General features: G+C 64.5%; 15 protein-coding genes. 1 reads left to right on the forward strand and 14 read right to left on the reverse strand.

The annotated features are described in order from the left end of the window. Window positions 1-16 precede the first annotated feature (16 nt). From WQQ_RS18710 to WQQ_RS18735, 6 genes are all read right to left on the reverse strand, one after another. Window positions 17-505, reverse strand: a complete 489-nt coding sequence (locus WQQ_RS18710) for a hypothetical protein (protein WP_007186828.1) — start codon at window positions 503-505, stop codon at window positions 17-19. After that, on the reverse strand, window positions 502-1,599 hold the full coding sequence (locus WQQ_RS18715) for an aminopeptidase (RefSeq protein ID WP_007186829.1): 1,098 nt from the start codon (window positions 1,597-1,599) through the stop codon (window positions 502-504). Before WQQ_RS18715 ends, WQQ_RS18710 begins: the two co-directional genes overlap by 4 nt. Before the next feature lie 36 nt (window positions 1,600-1,635). Further along, window positions 1,636-2,604, reverse strand: a complete 969-nt coding sequence (locus WQQ_RS18720; protein WP_007186830.1) for an MBL fold metallo-hydrolase — start codon at window positions 2,602-2,604, stop codon at window positions 1,636-1,638. Window positions 2,605-2,616: 12 nt separating this feature from the next. Further along, window positions 2,617-3,585, reverse strand: coding sequence for a helix-turn-helix transcriptional regulator (locus WQQ_RS18725; protein ID WP_007186831.1), 969 nt, complete (start codon window positions 3,583-3,585; stop codon window positions 2,617-2,619). A 148-nt stretch (window positions 3,586-3,733) separates the two neighbouring features. After that, window positions 3,734-6,787 (reverse strand): efflux RND transporter permease subunit, encoded by a 3,054-nt coding sequence (locus WQQ_RS18730; RefSeq protein ID WP_007186832.1) that lies wholly within the window; start codon window positions 6,785-6,787, stop codon window positions 3,734-3,736. Window positions 6,788-6,799: 12 nt separating this feature from the next. Further along, window positions 6,800-7,912: an efflux RND transporter periplasmic adaptor subunit gene (locus WQQ_RS18735; RefSeq protein ID WP_007186833.1), complete on the reverse strand. Its 1,113-nt coding sequence runs from the start codon at window positions 7,910-7,912 to the stop codon at window positions 6,800-6,802. Window positions 7,913-7,976: 64 nt separating this feature from the next. Between WQQ_RS18735 and WQQ_RS18740 the strand changes: the two genes are divergently transcribed. Beyond that, on the forward strand, window positions 7,977-8,657 hold the full coding sequence (locus WQQ_RS18740; protein ID WP_083844645.1) for a TetR/AcrR family transcriptional regulator: 681 nt from the start codon (window positions 7,977-7,979) through the stop codon (window positions 8,655-8,657). Between the two features lie 55 nt (window positions 8,658-8,712). Here the strand turns inward: WQQ_RS18740 and WQQ_RS18745 are convergent, their stop codons facing one another. From WQQ_RS18745 to WQQ_RS18775, 8 genes are all read right to left on the reverse strand, one after another. Continuing rightward, on the reverse strand, window positions 8,713-9,192 hold the full coding sequence (locus WQQ_RS18745; protein WP_007186835.1) for a carboxymuconolactone decarboxylase family protein: 480 nt from the start codon (window positions 9,190-9,192) through the stop codon (window positions 8,713-8,715). 28 nt (window positions 9,193-9,220) lie between these two features. Further along, entirely contained in the window at window positions 9,221-10,141 is a 921-nt protein-coding gene (locus tag WQQ_RS18750; protein WP_007186836.1) for an RNA polymerase sigma-70 factor, read from the reverse strand. Between the two features lie 8 nt (window positions 10,142-10,149). Next, complete coding sequence (locus tag WQQ_RS25410; protein ID WP_007186837.1) at window positions 10,150-10,314, reverse strand: hypothetical protein; 165 nt, start codon at window positions 10,312-10,314, stop codon at window positions 10,150-10,152. Window positions 10,315-10,465: 151 nt separating this feature from the next. Next, entirely contained in the window at window positions 10,466-10,783 is a 318-nt protein-coding gene (locus WQQ_RS25425) for a MafI2 family immunity protein (protein WP_494546128.1), read from the reverse strand. Window positions 10,784-10,793: 10 nt separating this feature from the next. After that, window positions 10,794-11,333: a hypothetical protein gene (locus tag WQQ_RS18760; protein ID WP_040454871.1), complete on the reverse strand. Its 540-nt coding sequence runs from the start codon at window positions 11,331-11,333 to the stop codon at window positions 10,794-10,796. A gap of 720 nt (window positions 11,334-12,053) precedes the next feature. Beyond that, window positions 12,054-12,407, reverse strand: coding sequence for a hypothetical protein (locus WQQ_RS18770; RefSeq protein ID WP_040454875.1), 354 nt, complete (start codon window positions 12,405-12,407; stop codon window positions 12,054-12,056). Next, a complete protein-coding gene (locus WQQ_RS24490) occupies window positions 12,407-12,721 on the reverse strand; it encodes a hypothetical protein (RefSeq protein ID WP_157534773.1) in 315 nt (104 codons plus the stop codon). Before WQQ_RS24490 ends, WQQ_RS18770 begins: the two co-directional genes overlap by 1 nt. Before the next feature lie 422 nt (window positions 12,722-13,143). Beyond that, window positions 13,144-13,575: a hypothetical protein gene (locus WQQ_RS18775; RefSeq protein WP_040454877.1), complete on the reverse strand. Its 432-nt coding sequence runs from the start codon at window positions 13,573-13,575 to the stop codon at window positions 13,144-13,146. Between the last annotated feature and the right edge of the window lie 249 nt (window positions 13,576-13,824).

Consider the following 13,824-nt stretch of genomic DNA (forward strand, 5'->3'; position numbering starts at 1 on the left):
ACCACGGTATCGAGCTTCAGCGCGCTCCGTAAGCATCGTCGCAGAGCCGGTGCAATTCGTCGAAGGCGTCCTTGAGCTTCGGCAGATCGTCCGGCTCGGGGGCGAGCACGGGCGTTTCGCTCAAGTGGCTGGAGCTCACCACATCGCCCGGATTGGTCACCTGCATGTCGATGCAGTTGAGCCGCGACTGGCAGTACAGGCCCAGCGAGCCGGTTCCCATCCAGAGCGGGATCACGTCGGCCAGCGGAACCTCCTGCCGGACCACCTGGCCGCCTTCGATCGCCTCGCGACGGATCTCCAGGTCGCAGCCGTTGCGCGAGAAGCGATAGCTCCACAGGAAGTAACGCCCGCTGCGGCTCCAGCCTTCGCCGCTCTGGCGATTGAGCTTTTCGAGCACGAAGCGGTTGGCGTCGCGGCGCGCCTCGGACGTCGAGTCGCGGCTGCCGAAGCCGGTGATCGTGACGAAGACCAGGCCGATCAGCACGAGCGAGGCGAGCGCTCTCATGTGGCGGACTCCGCGGCCAGGGCTTCGAGCCTGGCCTGGCGCTCGTTCGGCGACAGCGCGCCGAGCCGGGCGGCGGCCTCGTAGAACGCGGCCCAGTCGCGATTCTGCTCGCGCCAGAGCGCGGCGAACGCCGGCACCCACTGGTCGTAGAGGCCGAACGGCAGCAGGCGCGCGTTGTTGAGCGGTTCGGAAAACCAATCGTCGTAGCCCGCGTAACCGCCCCAGGTTTCATCGCGCAGCACGCGATAGCGCGCCCGCAGGTCGTCGAACACCGCCTGCTTGGCCTGGCGCATCGCATCGGCTTCGAGCGGCTGGGCGTAGAGCGCCTGCAGCTGCTCGCGCGTCGCCAGGATCAGCTCGACGAACTGGTGATTGCGCTGCTCGCGGCGCAGCTCGGCGGACTCGTCGATGCCGGGCACTTCGTTGAGTGCGAGATAGTCGCGACGGCCTTGCTCCTCGACGAAGCTCGCGAAGGATTCGTTGAACGCGGTGTCGTTCTTCACGTAGAGCCGCTGGTGCGCGAGCTCGTGGAACAGCGTGCCGATCAGGTGCGCATCGGACCAGCGCATCATCGTGTTGATGACCGGATCGTCGAACCAGCCGAGCGTCGAATAGGCCGGCACGCCGCCGACTTCCACTTCATAACCCTTGCTCTTCAACTTGGCGGCCTGCGCTTCGGCTCCGGCCCGAGAAAAGTAGCCGCGATACGCCAGGCAACCGGCGATCGGAAAGCAGGACTCGACCGCGGCGAGCGAGAACTCCGGCGTCGCGAACACGTTCCAGACCACGTAATCTCGCTTGAGATCGGCGTACAGCGTATAGCTGCCGTTGTCGGGCAGGTGCAGATACTCGGAGGCGAAGCGGCGGGCCTGCTGGAGCTGGCTCAGGCGTCCGCGCAGCTTGGGGTCGCGATTGGAGTCGCCGACGATGCCGGCGATCGGCTCGCGGCTCGACAGCAACTGCATCTGCCCACGCGCAAGCTGCCAGTAATAACCCGCAGTGGTGCAGCCGGTCAGTCCCAGGCACAGGCAGCCGGCAAGAAGGAGCGAACGCATGGCCGTGATTTTAGCCGGGCCGCCGCAGAGCCTGGGCATCCGATCGTAACGGGGACCGCCGCCGGCCAGCGCCGCTCAGCCTGCCTTGTCGAGCCAGACTTCGAGGCCCTGGGCATTGAGATCCATGTCCATCGCGAGCCAGTCGCGGGCGAAGGCCTCGCTGGCCGGCGCATGCTTTTCGCGCAGGGCTTCGAGGCTGTGCTCGAGCAGGGCGGCCTTGAGTGCCCGATGACGTGCGTCGCCATCCGCTGCGCCGCCACCCAGTCCGCGGGCGAGGCGCTGGTAGTCGCGCAACCCTTGCCGCAGTTCGGCGGCGAGTTGAACCACATTCTCGACGCAGCCGTAATGCGTCAGGTACATGCGCTGCGGATCGAACGATAGATAGCGGTCGAGCGTCTGCTCCCAGGCATCGGGCTCGAACTGCACGGGCGTGGTCGTCGGCAGCAGAAATGCCCCGGCCGGACCGTCGAAGACGCGATACGACAGGCCGAAGGTATCGCCCGTGAAGAAACCGCGGCTCTGCGCGTCCCAGACCGAGAAGTGATGGCGTGCATGGCCGGGCGTATCGACGAACAGCAGCTCGCGATCGCCCAGGGCGACGCGAGCGCCATCGTCGGCCTCGATCACGCGCGAGGACTCGATCGGCAATATCTCGCCGTACATCGCGCGCACCACTTCATCGCCGTAGACGGCGGTTGCACCGGCGATGAGCTTCGACGGATCGATCAGGTGCCGGGCTCCGCGCGGATGCACGACGAGCCTGGCCTGCGGCAGTTCGCGCATCAGCAGGCCGGCGCCGCCGGCATGGTCCAGATGCACGTGGGTCGGAATCAGATAGCGAATCTGCTCGCGGCGCAGGCCCAGCGATTCGATCGTCGCGAGCAGCCCGGGCACGCCGGGCGAAGTGCCGCACTCGATCAGCGCGGCCTCGCCCTGGTGTTCGATCAGGTAGCAGCAGGCCAGCCCGGGCCTGTCCTGCAGCGTGTCGATGCAGTGAATGCCGTGGCCGAGGTCTTCGGCCTCGCGAATCGCCGACAGATTCATGATGGGCGGGCCTCAGCGTGCGGCAGCGGTGGGCGGTGCCGCATCGCTGCTGTTGGCGGCCGGGCGGCGCACGAGGTCGACCAGGTCTTCGCGGCGGTAGATGCCGAGCTTGCGGTAGATGCGCGAGGCATGGTTGGCGACCGTCGATACCGCGATGTCGTACTGGCGCGCCACGCTCTTGAAGGTCTTGCCGTTGCCGAGCGCGCGCGCGATCTGCTGCTCGCGCGGCGACAGACCATCGAGCGGCAGCGGCTTGCGCGCATACATCTGGAACACGCCGCCGAGCGGAGAGACGCGGAAATGCAGTGGGCCGAGGACGAAATCGGCGGTGCCGTCGAGTTCGAGGTTGGGCAGGGCGAACGGCAGCTCGGTGAAGTCGGGCGAACCGTCTTCGGCGGCGACCAGCTCGCGGAAGCGCTTGCTCGCCGCATAGATCACGCCGCCCGAATCGATCACCGCGGCGGTGCCGCGGTTGCTGCGCCCGAGCGCGAGCAGCCACTCGTCGCGCTGAATGTACTGGTGCAGCGACAGGCTTCCGGCCTCGACCAGATGCCCGACCGCGCGGCTCAGCAGAGCGGGGGGCTGCGTGTTGCCGCGAAAGTAGACCAGCACCACGCTGTCGAGCGCAGTCTTGCGATGCGAGTAGCGCTGCACTTGCACGCGCACGGTGTCCGCGAGCTTGGGCGACTGCAGCTCGGAAGGAACCGGCGAGAGCAGCTTTTCGACGAAATCGCCGGACTTGGTGAGCTTGGTCACCGTCGAGCGGCTGATGCCGAGCTCGGCCGGGAATTCGGTGAACTCGCCGATCACGCTGCTGTGCGACAGCGTGATCCAGACCGCGCCCGAGGCGCCGGCCCATTCGCACAGCGCCGACAGCCCGCAATTGCGGAACTCGGACCACTCGCTGATGACGGCCTGGCCGTAGAAGTCCTGGATCAGTTCGTCGAAACGAGACTCTCTGACGCTCTCGGGCGTGCTCATCTGCAATCCTTGCGTGTCGGGTGGTTCCGAAGACTTCACAGACCAAAAACTGGCGCTAAACCAAAGCCTTCGGTCGTCTGAAGATCAACTTGTAGATATACCGGTAGATATACCACAGACCACGGCGACTCCGGGCCCGATCGATGGATCAGCGTGTGCCGGTGCGCGGCACCCGGAACCAGGCCGCATAGAGCGCCGGCACGAACAGCAGGGTCAGCAGCGTCGCCGCGATGAGCCCGCCCATGATCGCCACCGCCATCGGGCCGAAGAATTCCGAGCGCGACAGCGGAATCATCGCCAGCACCGCGGCCGCGGCGGTCAACACGATCGGCCGCAGGCGGCGCACGGTGGCATCGACGATGGCGACCTGCGGCGGGTGGCCATCGGTGATGTCCTGCTCGATCTGGTCGACCAGGATCACGGTGTTGCGCATGATCATGCCGGCCAGCGCGATGGTGCCGAGCATCGCGACGAAGCCGAACGGCTTCAGCAACAGCAGCAGCGCCACGGCGACGCCGATGATGCCGAGCGGAGCGGTCAGGAACACCAGCACCGTACGCGAGAAACTCTTGAGCTGGATCATCAGCAAGGTCAGCACGCAGAGCAAAAACAGCGGCATGCCAGCGTTGACCGAAGCCGATCCCTTGCCGCTGTCCTCGACGGTGCCGCCGGTTTCGATGCGATAGCCGCGCGGCAGCTCGATCTTCTGGATCTCGGGCAGCAGCTGGCTCACCACCACCGGGGGTTGCACGTTGGCGTAGATGTCGGCGCGCACGGTCACGGTCGGGATGCGGTCCCGGCGCCAGAGAATGCCGGGCTCGAAGCTCTGCTCGATCTGCGCGAGCTGGGCCAGCGGCACCGAGCCGCCCGCGGTCGGAATCGACAGCGAGCCGAGCAGGTTCAGATGCTTCTGCTCGGCCACCGGGCCGCGCAGGGTGATCGGGATGAGCTTGTTCTCCTCGCGGAAATCCGACAGCTGCGCGCCGTCGAGCGAGCCCGAAATGGTCTGCGCGATGTCGGACGAAGTCACGCCGAGCGCGCGCGCACGGTCCTGGTCGACCTTGACCTTGATGACCTTCGACGGCTCGTAGCTGTCGAGATGGATGCCGGCCGGGTAGGGATTGGCGCGGAAGATCGCGGCCACCTTTTCGGCGATCTGCTGCGCCACCGCGCGATCCGGCCCCATGACGCGGAACTGCAGTACGTAGCCGACCGGCGGGCCGTTCTCGAGCCGGTTCACGCGCCAGCGCAGGTCCGGGAACGCCAGCGGCAGCGCTTCGAGCAGCTTGGCTCGCAGGGCTTCGCGGGCCTTGATGTCATGCGTGTTGATGACGAACTGCGTGAAGCTCGCGGCGGGCAGCTGCTGATCGAGCGCCAGATAAAAGCGCGGCGTGCCGGAGCCGACGTAGGCCACGAAGTTCTCGATGCCCTCCTGCTTCTTGAGCAGGGCTTCGAGCCGCTTGGCGGCCTCGTCGGTCGCATCGAGCGAAGCGCCTTCGGGCAGCTTCAGGTCGACGAGCAGCTCGAGCCGCGTCGACGACGGGAAGAACTGCTGCGGCACCATGCCGAACAGCACGATGGCGCCGACGAAGATGCCCAGCGTCGCCACGATGGTCGTCCAGCGCGCATCGACGCAGGTTTGCACGGCCTTGCGAAACGCGCGGTACATGCGCGTGTCGTAGATGTCGTGATGCTGCTCGTCCTCGGATTTGCGGAACGCATGCTCGGGCAGCAGGTAGTAGCCGAGCAGCGGCACGAACACCACCGCCGCGATCCACGACAGCAGCAGCGCGATCGTCACCACCTGGAAGATCGAGCGCGTGTATTCGCCGGTGCTCGACGCGGCGGTGGCGATCGGCAGAAAGCCCGCCGCCGTGATCAGCGTGCCGGTGAGCATCGGGAACGCGGTGCTCGTGTACGCGAAGGCCGCGGCCTTGAGCCGGTCGTAGCCTTGCTCGAGCTTCACCGCCATCATCTCCACCGCGATGATCGCGTCGTCGACGAGCAGGCCCAGCGCGAGTACCAGCGAGCCGAGCGAAATCTTGTGCAGGTCGATGCCGAACTGGCGCATGGCGACGAACGTCGCCGCGAGCACCAGCGGAATCGTCAGCGCGACGACCAGGCCGGTGCGCACGCCGAGGCTGATGAAACTCACTGCGAGCACGATCGCCACCGCCTCGATCAGCGCATGCGCGAACTCGTCGATGCCACGCGTCACCGCACGCGGCTGGTCGGCGACGCGCGACAGCTCCATTCCGAGCGGAAGGCCTGCGCGAATGTCCTCGATCTCCGCATCGAGCGACTGGCCGAGCCGGATGATGTGCCCGCCTTTTTCCATCGACACCGAAATGCCGAGCGCGCTCACGCCGTTGACGCGCATGCGCGTGGCCGGCGGGTCTTGATAACCGCGATAGATGTCGGCGATGTCGCCGAGCCGCACGCTGCGCCCATCGGCCGCGATCGGCAGGTTGCGCAGGTCGTCGACGGACTGCAGTCGCCCGCTCACGCGGGTATAGATGCGCTCGAGCGGCGTGTCGAAACTGCCGGTCGCGACGATCGCGTTCTGCGACTGCAGGGCGTTGACGACGCTCGTGAGCGGAATGCCGAGCTGGCCGCGCTTGGCGTTGGCGAGGTCGACGAACACGCGCTCTTCCTGGGTGCCGAGGAAATCGACCTTCGCCACCTGCGGCACGCGCAGCAGACGATCACGAATGCGATCGCCGTAGTCCTTGAGCTCTTCATAGCTGAACTCGGGGCCGGTCAGCGCGTAGATGTTGCCGAAGGTGTCGCCGAACTCGTCATTGAACAGCGGCCCGACGATGCCCGCGGGCAGGCGTCCGCGAATGTCGCCGATCTTCTTGCGGATCTGGTAGAACGATTCCTGCATCGCCGAAGGCGGCAGGTCGTCGCGGATGATGATGGTGACCACCGATTCGCCGGGACGCGAGTAACTGCGCACGAAATCGAGCGTCTCGAGCTCGAGCAGCTTTTCTTCGATGCGATCGGTGACCAGGCGGTCCATCTCGTCGGCGCTCGCGCCGGGCCAGTAGGTCTGGATCACCATCACGCGGAACGTGAACGGCGGATCTTCGGATTGGCCCAGGCTGGTGTAGGCGCGCACGCCCATCACCGCGAGCAGCACCATGAAGAAGATCACCAGCGGGCGGTTGGCGAGCGCCCATTCGCTCAGGTTGAAGCGCATGGCGGCGGTTCCTTAAAGACCGACCGGCGCGCTGCGATCGATCGCCTTCACGGCCATGCCCGGAAGCAGCAGGTGCACGCCGGCCGAGATCACCTGATCGTCGGGCTTCAAGGGGCCGCGCACGATCGCGTCGCGCTCGAGAAACTGCAGCACTTCGACGTTCACCGGCTGCGCCGTGAGCGGATCGCCCTGCGCGCGCCAGATCGTCGGCTTGCCGTTGATCTCGGTGACCGCCGTCAGCGGCAGGCGGAACGAGCCGGCGACCGCGGAGGCTCCGACGATCACGCTGGCGGTGGTGCCCAGGCGGATGTCGTCGTCCGGATCGACGATGGTGATGCGCGCCTCGTGCGTGCGCAGCTGCGGATCGGCCGAGGCGGATACTTCGCGAATGCGGCCTTGATACCGCTTGTCCGGCAGGCTCCAGAGCGTGACCGTGAGCGTGGCCGAGTTACGCAGTGCGGCGACCGCGCCGCCCTCGGGCACGGTGATGCGCACCTCGCGCTCGCCGTCACGCGCGAAGTTGAGCACCGCCTGGCCGGCGGCGACGTTCTGGCCGACTTCGGACAGCAGTTCGGTGACGGTGCCCGGCGCGTCGGCGACCAGGCTCGTGTAGCCGGCCTGGTTGCGGATCACCGCGAGCTGCGACTTGGCCTGATCGAGCCGGGCCTGCGCGGCCTCGGCCTCGTTGCGGCGCAGGTCGACCAGCGACTGGCTCACGAAGCCCTTGGCGAGCAGGTCTTCGTGGCGCTTGTACTCGCTCTTGGTCAGCCGTGCCTCGGCTTCGGCGGCTTTGACCGCCGCGTTGGAGGCTTCGACATTGAGCCTGGCGTCGATCGGATCGAGCACCGCGAGCACGGCGCCCTTGTCGACGTGCATGCCGATCTCGGCGCGACGCTCGATGATCTTGCCGGCGACGCGGAACGACAGCGCCGACTCGACGCGGGCGCGCACGGTGCCCGGATAGGCCTCGCCGGCGAGCGCATCGAGCCCGGCCGGCTTGACCACGGCGACCGGCCGAGGCGGGGCGGGCGGGGCCTCTTTGTCGCCGCAGGCGCTCAGGCTCAGGATCAGGGTGAACGCCAAACTCAAACCGGCCGCCGTGTGCGGGCCGAAGCTGCGGTGCATGAGGTCTCCCATTCGCGGCCGGCGGCCGCCCACTCATTTCTGAACTTGATAGTACATTAAGTGAATGTCACGCTGCCCATCCCCCCCCTCAAAGCCCGTCACGCCCGAGCGCGAAGCCCCTTCGCGCGGCCGTCCCAAGGACCAGGACAAGCGTCTGGCCGTGCTCGAATCCGCCAAGACGCTGTTCTCCCGCGACGGTCTCGAATCCACCAGCATGGAGGCCATCGCCAAGCTCGCGGGCGTCTCCAAGGTGACGCTGTACAGCCACTTTGTCGACAAGGACGAGCTGTTTCGCGAGGCGGTCGAACAGGTGTGCCGGGCGCACACGCCCGACACGCATTACGAGTTCGCTGCCGGCCAGAACCTGCGCGAGCGCTTCACGATGATCGCGGAAGGCTTCTTCGACCTGATCATCGGCGAAGACTCGCTACAGCTGACGCGGCTGATGGCGAGCAGCCCCGAGCGACATCGCAAGCTGTCGGCCCTGTTCTGGCAGGCGGGCCCCGAAAAGACCATCGCCCTGCTCGCGAAGATGCTCGTCGCCGCCACCGACAGCGGCGAGTTGCAGGTGACCAACCCGGCCGAAGCCGCCTCGCAGTTCTTCTGCCTGATCAAGGGGCCGTATCACCTGCAGATGCTCGTCGGCGCGATCGAAGCCGTGCCCGCCGCCGAGCGCCGGCAGCACATCGATGCTTCGGTCGACGTGTTCTTGCGGGCGTATTCGAAGGCGGGCGGCAGGCGCTAGCGGAAGTCCGCCTCACGAGTGGGCGGACCTGCGTAGAGTTATCCCAAGCCGGCGCTCAGGCCAACTCGGCCCTTTCGAGCCCGAATGCCTTGTCGAGCGAGCCCGGCACGTTGCGGAACGCGATGTTGAGCCGATTCCAGAGATTGATGATGCCGACCGCGAACGTCAGGTCCGACAGCTCCTTCTCCGAGAACTGCTCGAGCGCGGCGGCGTAATCGGAATCGGAGACGCCATGCTCGCCGAGCCGGGTCAGCGCCTCGGTCCAGGCCAGCGCCGCGCGTTCGCGCTCGCTGAACAACGGGGACTCACGCCAGATGGCGACGTGGTGCAGGCGCAGTTCGCGCTCGCCGCCGATCTTGGCCTGCTTGATATGCATGTCGAGGCAGAACGCGCAGCCGTTGAGCTGCGAGGCGCGGATGTCGACCAGATACAGGATGCCGCTTTCGATGCCGCTGGCCTTGACGCCCATGCTCAGCGTACTGAGTTTCTTGAACAGGTCCGACGATTGCTGCATGTAGTTGAGGCGAGGTGACATGGCGATGCTCCATTGATGAATGAGGACTTCACTCACCAGACGGGGCAGCCTCCGCGTTTGTGACATCGACCGTTCGCAGCCCGAGCTTCGATGCGATGCGCCTGAGCTTGTCCGGGTTGCGCTGCACGAGCATGCGGGTCACGCGCTGGCCGTCGGTCTCGATGCTCTCGACCGAATGCAGGCAGTCGCCGACGATGCGCAGCAGCGCCCATTCGCCGTTGACGAGCGCCGGCTCCAGGCGCTGCAGTCCTGCCGCGCGACGCATGGCCGCGATGAACAGCTTCACGAGCCTCCAGGCGCCGATCATCGGCCGGCCGAAGCTCGACACCTTGCCGCCGCCGTCGCCGATCAGCTCGGCATCTTCGGCGAGCAGCGCCTGCAAGGCGGTGGTGTCTCCACGCGAGAGCGCGTCGGCGAAACGATCGAGCAGGCGGCGGTGCACTTGGGGCGAAACGCTCTGCCGCTGCTTGCCTTCGCGCAGCTGCGTCTTCGCCCGGCTCACGAGCTGACGCGACGCGGCCTCGGTCTTGCCGATGCAGCGTGCCACTTCGTCGTAGCCGAGATCGAACAACTCGCGCAGCACGAAAGCGGCGCGCGCATCGGGCGTCAGTCGTTCGAGCAGCGCGAGAAACGCGATCGAGACCTCATCGGCGCGCTCGGTGGCTTCTTCGGGCGTCGGCTCGTCGCTGAGCGTCGGCTCGGGCAACCAGAGGCCGAAATATTCCTCGCGCTCGTTCTTCGCCAGGCGCAGCCGGTCGATCGCGAGCCGAGTGGTCACCGTCACGAGCCAGGCTTCGGTGGATTCGAGCGTGGCCCGCGGCGCCTCGTACCAGCGCAACCAGGCGTCCTGCACCACCTCCTCGGCCTCCGCGACCGAACCGAGCATGCGATACGCGATGGCTTGCAGGCGGGAGCGGTGGCGATCGAAAGCGAGTAGCGAAGCGTCCATGTGGGCGCTCAGGGTTTGGGTGAAGTGCAGTAGGCCTCGACGCTGGCCTGGCTGGCTTCGAAGCCCTGCGCCTGCGCGAGCTCCCATGGGCGCTCGCAGCGAGCGGACTTCTCGCACCACAGGTAGCCAGCGGACGGAATGCAGCCGTGAGCGTCGCGATCGGAACCGGGCATCGGCGGGCGAGGCGAGTCGGCGCTTGCTGTGGGCTGGACGGTCGCCGGTTTGTGGCAGGGGGGGAGCCATATCGTCAGGGCGAACGCAGCAATTAGAGCGCGCATACAGGAGGGTAGTTAGACGAAGCAGCTTTGGTCAGATAGATGGTCGTCAACCAAGATCGTCTGGCTCCCAGCGCCGATAGACAACATGTTCGAGCGGGACTAGGCTGTTAGGAAAAGGAGCGGATACATGCTGCTCGTCAAGATTCCAAGGTCCGGGAAAGTCCGCAATCACCTCCGTGGCAGCACAAGAACCACTTTCTCGCACTGCACCCTTAGTATCGCCATCGTACTCAAAACGGACGCGAACTATGCATGCGCGTTCGTCGACCTCGATGGATGCCTGACGCAGTTGAGGATGGACTTCGCCCTGCAGGGCGCGGACCAACGACAGCACGAGCGACTGGTGGGATGTGGGGCTATGCATGTGATTCGCTTCACCACTTCATCATCGGCGCGGGGTTGAAGGGGTGCCGAACAAACCAGCTCAAGGCCGTGCGCACGAGCATCTTGTGAAAGCCAGCGTTTGGATACTGGGCCTTGACCTCGCGCACGTAATTCCTCGAAAGACCGAACTTGACGAGGCCTAAAGAGAAATCGACAAGGTCCGCCTGGCGAAACGCTTCAACGAGCGGGTAACGCGTATCCGTATACGGGCGAAGCTTGTGATGCTCGGTGATCAGCAGGCTGACTTCCTCGGCCCAATGCTGGAGGCCCCGAGCTTTCAGGCACTCCATCGCCGGCGGCACGGAAGGCGGCAGATAGTCCATCGTCCTGGCTGTCCACAGCCCGATGTCGTGATAGCAGGCCGCAATGGCCACTTTTTGCCGTTCTTCGTCGGTGCAATGCCGAAGCGCGAGACAGAACGTGACCATGCGATGGCAGTGATTGCTGTAACCCTGGAAGTCGGAGCCGATGACGACTTTCCAGGGTTCAAGCAGGTCGGTTAAAAGCTGATGGGGGTCAGCGTTCGTCATTGCATTGAACTCTTGTCGAATGTGTCCGTGTTAGCGGGGTTGAACCCAGCCCAAGGATACCGACCAAGAATCGAGCGATCTTCATGCTGCCCAATGCTCAAGTTAAGCGGCGGGCACAGCCCGTCCGCTTGAATGCCCTGTTAGGCGTCATTCGCCACAGCCTCCACTGCGTGGTTGATGATGCCGGCCAGCGCTCCGATGGGCAACGTAATCAGCGCGCCAACGAAGAATAGGTAGAGGGCGCCAACAAGAATCTCTGGAGCGCGGGCCAGCGATGTGAATAGGTCCAGGTTGCTGTTCCAGGTAGCCTGGAGATATGCCAGGGACGCGAGAACAGGATGAGTCGCTAGCGCAACGATGACACCACGGAGAGACCCACCGAGAAGACGCGGCTGCACTACGGAAGGCCACTCAAAGCGCCGCGTGAGTAGGTACGCGAGCAATGCCGAGAACGCTGCAAGCGCAGCAAATCCATACGGACTCGTCGTGCCAAGCCGACCATAGTCAACGGGTGGACCAAGTACTAAGCGAGCAGCACAAAACGCTGCAGCCATGTATATAAACGCTTGAAGGGCGGTCGTCATGACGCCTAACGCCGAGGTTCAGCCGCGGCCTCGCCAGAGGGCCGAAGGCCCGGAGGCGAGGACGTCAGCTGGAACCTCTTGTTCGGCTGCGTCGCAACGAAGCAACGAATCCGATGAGCGCGAGAGAGGTTGACCATCATTCATTTGGCTCTCTCGCAGATGGCCCGGGTCTGTCGGCATTGGACCCAGTGGCCCTCGCATCGAACTTGCGCAGGACGAAGATGCAGAGCAAAGCAATGCCGGTTGCGACAATAAGCCAAAAGGATGCGCTCATGAGGAACCAGCCCACGAGAAATGACGTGTTCCAGTTCTCCGGGATGTCTGGTCTATACGCGCTGACCATGCCGCTAACTCCAAGCATCAAGCCTGCAAGCAACGCAACAAGATATAGGGCCCGATCCGGCAGCGGCCCCGTGAGCGTCCTGTAGCTCAACCAGGCAAACACACCGAGACCCGGCAGAACGATAAGAAGTGCGATTTCGGAGCCCATCAATACTCCCTCGAAGTCGCCGAACGCGGAGTTAAGCGGCGGCCCGCGAGCTGCCGTTGCAGAACCCAAAGCGGTTTCGGGGCCGTCCGCTTGAACGCCTGGTTATAGCGCAACGAATGCCAGCTACGCGGCACCACTGAGAAAACCGACGTGAGCTGGCCGAACCGCACCAGACCAAACGACCGCAACAGCAATGCCAGAAACCCAGCTGCAAGCGACGAGCACAACGGCAAACTCAGGGCGCTTGCAGAGCCGAGCTGAAACTCGGTTCGCTGCAAGCTTGAAAGATGCGCCATGTCGGTGACTTTGAGCACGTTATGCCTTTGCGTCTTTGCCGCTATAACGCGGGGTTAAGCGGCGGCCCGCGAGCTGCCGTTGCAGAACCCAAAGCGGTTTCGGGGCCGTCCGCTTGAACGCCTGGTTATAGCGCAACGAATGCCAGCTACGCGGTGCCACTACGCAAGCCGACGCGAACTCCCCGAACTGCGCCAGACCCAACGACCGCAACAGCAACGCCAGAAACCCAGCTGCAAGCGACGAGCACAACGGCAAACTCAGGGCGCTTGCAGAGCCGAGCTGAAACTCGGTTCGCTGCAAGCTTGAAAGATGTGCCATGTCGGTGACTTTGAGCACGTTATGCCTTTGCGTCTTTGCCGCTATAACGCCCCCGCATCAGCCGCGGATTTGCCGCAGCGAAGCGAAGGCAAATACGTCGGCTGGATGCAATGGTTGGGCTTCACTGCGGATAGACCAAACGGCATTGCGACCTCCTGCCGGCAAGATGAAGGCGCACATATATCTTTCTGTTCTTCAGGGCTCCATGGCCCCAGTCAAAGTACGTAGCTTCCGTGAAGTGCAGGGTAAAAGTGCTGTGTGGAGCAATTTGTCGATCTCCCGAATCGTGCTCTGCAGACTCAATAGGCTCGTCTTTGTGCTTGAACCAACCTGACCGGTAGAAAAGCTCCCAATGAGTGAGGATGACTGGCTTGGCAGATAGGTTCCGAATGAGAACTTCGTTTCCAATCTCGACGCTGCTAGTGAAGTTGTAGCTGACCTCAAGTCGAAAGCGCGTTTGCCAAAGCTCGAACAGCTTCACAAGTGCCAGAGTCGTTGAGAGCCCAGCGCCCCACCACGCCAAGAACACAGATGTCGAATTGCCGTCAGCCATTCTGTGAAGCCCAACGCCCTAGCTCAGCCGCGCTCATGCCGGCGCGAAGCGGCGGCATGAACGTCGGCTGGAGCTGATGGTTGGGCGACTAGAGGCAATGGCGGCTATTCCTGAATACGCTTTGCATGTTCCGAATATGGAGTGCGCGCATTGACCAAGCATGCGTCACGCTCCGATATAGACAGTTTCTCGCAGTCCTGCACCCGCAGCGATTGCGTGCTGTCGTAGACCTGCTGCGAGCTACACCCA

Origin of the sequence: Hydrocarboniphaga effusa AP103, assembly GCF_000271305.1 — a bacterium.
Classification (GTDB): domain Bacteria; phylum Pseudomonadota; class Gammaproteobacteria; order Nevskiales; family Nevskiaceae; genus Hydrocarboniphaga; species Hydrocarboniphaga effusa.